The sequence below is a fragment of the Nocardia sp. NPDC057455 genome, from assembly GCF_042802775.1.
Classification (GTDB): Bacteria; Actinomycetota; Actinomycetes; order Mycobacteriales; family Mycobacteriaceae; genus Nocardia.
The window spans coordinates 1-3423 of record NZ_JBHVDM010000182.1 but is presented as its reverse complement, the minus strand read 5'-3'; the positions used below and the strand labels follow the sequence as shown (position 1 = coordinate 3423).

Genomic DNA, 3423 nt, shown 5'->3' with positions numbered 1-3423 from the left:
GCCACAAAGGGGCCGCGAACACGCAGCGCCGCAGGCGCTGCCAAACCAACACAGCCACGGCGCGCCGAAGGCGCGCCAAATCAGACACGACGTACCGTACGGCCGTGACTTCTGTGGAACCTCCCGAGCATGTGCGTGCCACGTTCGGTCTGCGCGAAGTGACCCCGGTTTCGATCGGCGACTGGGAAGGCGGCTGGCGCTTCGGTGACGTGGTGCTCAGTCCGGTCGCCGATCACGCGCGCGCGGCGTGGTCGGCGAAGATCCGCGAGACGCTGAAGGTGGACGGACTGCGGCTGGCGCGTCCGGTGCGGGCGACCGACGGCCGCTACGTGGTGTCCGGCTGGCGCGCGGACACCTATCTGGAGGGCGCGCCCGAGCCACGGCACGACGAGGTGGTCTCGGTGTCCCTGCGCCTGCACCAGGCGACGACGCATCTGGAGCGGCCGCGCTTCCTGGCGCAGCCACCGGTCGTGCCGTGGGTGGACGTGGACGTGTTCGTCGCGGCCGATCGGGCTGCGTGGGAACCGGTGCCACTGCGCAGCCTCCGCACAGGCGGCGCGTCACTGTCGACGTCCCCGGACGGACGGCGCAGCGTCGAACTGATCGGTCAACTGGCCACTCTCCGCAAACCCGTGCAGACGCCGCCGCAGCTGGTGCACGGCGACCTGTTCGGCACCGTCTTGTTCGCGGGCGCGCAGGTCCCAGGTCTCTCCGACATCACCCCGTACTGGCGGCCCGCGCCCTGGGCGGCCGGAGTGATCGTGGTGGACGCCCTGTCCTGGGGCGGCGCGGACGACGGGTTGCTCGAACGCTGGGCGGACCTGCCGGAGTGGCCGCAGATGTTGTTGCGCGCGGTCATGTTCCGGCTCGCGGTACATGCTCTGCATCCGAGGTCGACTCCGCAGGCGTTCCCAGGTCTGGCGCGCACGGCGGACATGGTGCGCCTCACCCTCTGAGGCAAAGCGGTTCTCGGGCGAGGTGTTTCGGCACCCGAATCGTTGCTCGGCAAGCGGCTCACCCGGGTATCGGACGGCGCCGCTGTCGCCAATGTCGGGAATGCCGGATACTCGCGGTAACGCATGTGCGCCGCATGCGTCAGGAGACTCTCGCCGAGAGAGGTACGGATGTTGTTCGTTGTCCTGCGGGGACCGGCCGTGTGGACCGCGTCGAGTGGAGGGTGTGTATGACGACCCTTGCGGACATAGATCTCGATGACCTTCCGCATCCCGCCTATGCCAGCGATGGTCTCAATGCGGTCGTCGACGCGGCCAACGTTTACATGCAGAATTCGATCGTGCTGTTCGCGTCCGGCTGGGACGGCGGGCAGAAGGACATGATCGCTTGGCTGGCAGATGAAAAGCTTCTGAGCGCGGACGGTAAAAAGCTGACCGAGGATGGCGCCCAGACGCTCGATCCCGGATCGTCGGTGCTCGTCGACAGCTACGAAGACAAGCGCGGTGTGTTCCTGGACAAAACAACCAAACTGCAAGCGCAGAACAACGGCGTGAACGAGAGGGCCATCGCGAGCTTCGACACCTCGAACAAGGCGTTCCAGGATGTCAAAGGGATCGTGGCCGGGCTCAAAACCGAGTTGAGCCGCGAACCCGGGGAGCATCAGCTGACCCGTCTGCCCGATGGCAATTTGCACTTGACCGCAGCCGAGGAAAACCGGTTGCTGCAGCTGATCCTGGAGGGCGTCGACCGTGTGCACGACACCATCGAGGACGCGGACAGCGGTATGCAGAGGGACGCGGGCAATATCTACAAGATGATGCCGGACCTCCCGCGCAACCCCTATGGCAACGCGCCGGATGTCGGAAATCGGTCACCGTGGGCGCCGACCGCGAGCAACGCCACCTGGTCCCGCGGTACGGGGACGCGGGACGACATCATCGCGAAGGCGCGGGAGCAACTGGCGCTCGGTGTCTCCGAGAGCGGAGGCAACAACGTCCCGATGTTCCGTGGCCCGGACGGCAAGCTCTATAAGGCCCCGTACAACATCAACGACGCGTGGTGCGCGGCCTTCTCCACCTGGACATGGGATCAGGCCGGTTACAACGTCGAGTGGACCAATAAGAACTACGTGCCTTCCATCTGGAACGACGCCAAGCACATGGGGTTGGCGTCGAATATCTCGAATGCCCAGAAGGGCGACATGATCATCTTCGACTGGGAGGGTGACGGAACCCCCGACCATGTGGGAATCGTGGAGTCCGTGGATCCCCGCACCGGCCGGATCACCACAATCGAAGGCAATTCCAGCGATCAATTGAAGTCCAACAGCTATTCCATGAACGCGGGATCGCTTGTCGGCGTGGTCAAGCCGCCGTCCAACGACGCCTCGCGGGTATAACGGTTCCGGCCGGTTACCCGGCCGGCCGGTGGTGGTGCTGCGAGTTCGGTGTCCCTGCCGGACGCGGTCGCTCACTTCCGACCATGGCATTGCACTGCGCCGTGGCGGCACAGACCCTCGCCGCACATGGTCCGGTGCACCGCGCACGGAGTCTCGCGACAGTTCCGTGCGCGGTGCCCTGAATCGCGACAGCCTACTCAGATCGAAAGATCGTTCACCGAAGCGGATTCATTGCCGGATACGTTGATCCCCAGGTTGGCGGCGGTGCGATCGATCTCGTCGTCGCTGTGCTGGAACTCGATCGCGGAGCCTGCCGACAGCACCTCGACGTTGAGGCACAGCGACTGGAGTTCCTTGAGCAAGACCTTGAACGACTCCGGAATGCCCGGCTCCGGAATGTTCTCGCCCTTGACGATCGCCTCGTAGACCTTCACGCGACCGACCACGTCGTCGGACTTGATGGTCAACAACTCCTGCAGCGTGTACGCCGCACCGTAGGCCTGCATGGCCCAGCACTCCATCTCACCGAAACGCTGACCACCGAACTGCGCCTTACCACCCAGCGGCTGCTGGGTGATCATCGAGTACGGACCGGTCGAGCGCGCGTGGATCTTGTCGTCGACCAGGTGGTGCAGCTTCAAGATGTACATGTAACCCACCGCGATGGGGTACGGGAAAGGCTCACCGGTGCGGCCGTCGAACAACGTCGCCTTTCCGTCTGCTCCGACCATGACGTCGCCGTCGCGATTGGGCAGCGTCGAGGCCAGCAAGCCGGCGAGTTCTTCCTCGCGGGCACCGTCGAAGACCGGTGTCGCGAGATTCGTATCCGGCGTCGCCGACAACAACTCGTCGGGCAGTCGCTTCGCCCAGTCCGGGCGCGTGCCATCGGCAAGCTGAATGTTCCAGCCGGTCTTGCCGATCCAGCCCAAGTGGGTTTCCAGGATCTGGCCGATGTTCATACGCCGCGGCACACCGTGGGTGTTCAAGATGATGTCCACCGGAGTGCCATCGGGCATGAACGGCATGTCCTCGGTCGCGAGGATCTTGCCGATCACACCCTTGTTACCGTG

The 3423-nt window shown here is 64.8% G+C and carries 2 protein-coding genes and 1 pseudogene; 2 read left to right on the top strand and 1 reads right to left on the bottom strand.

All coding sequences use genetic code 11. The features are described from left to right. Positions 1–104 precede the first annotated feature (104 nt). Both ACFU5M_RS34200 and ACFU5M_RS34195 read left to right on the top strand, forming a co-directional pair. Positions 105–956, top strand: a complete 852-nt coding sequence (locus ACFU5M_RS34200) for a TIGR02569 family protein (RefSeq protein WP_379055718.1) — start codon at positions 105–107, stop codon at positions 954–956. 227 nt (positions 957–1183) lie between these two features. After that, entirely contained in the window at positions 1184–2353 is a 1170-nt protein-coding gene (locus ACFU5M_RS34195) for a CHAP domain-containing protein (RefSeq protein ID WP_379055716.1), read from the top strand. Positions 2354–2550: 197 nt separating this feature from the next. On the opposite strand, the pseudogene ACFU5M_RS34190 reads toward ACFU5M_RS34195, so the two are convergent. Continuing rightward, positions 2551–3423: pseudogene (locus ACFU5M_RS34190) on the bottom strand (DNA-directed RNA polymerase subunit beta); the annotation flags it as partial.

Coding starts and splice junctions, on each gene's coding strand:
- ACFU5M_RS34195 (WP_379055716.1), top strand. CDS start 1,184: ATGACGACCCTTGCGGACATAGATCTCGATGACCTTCCGCATCCCGCC.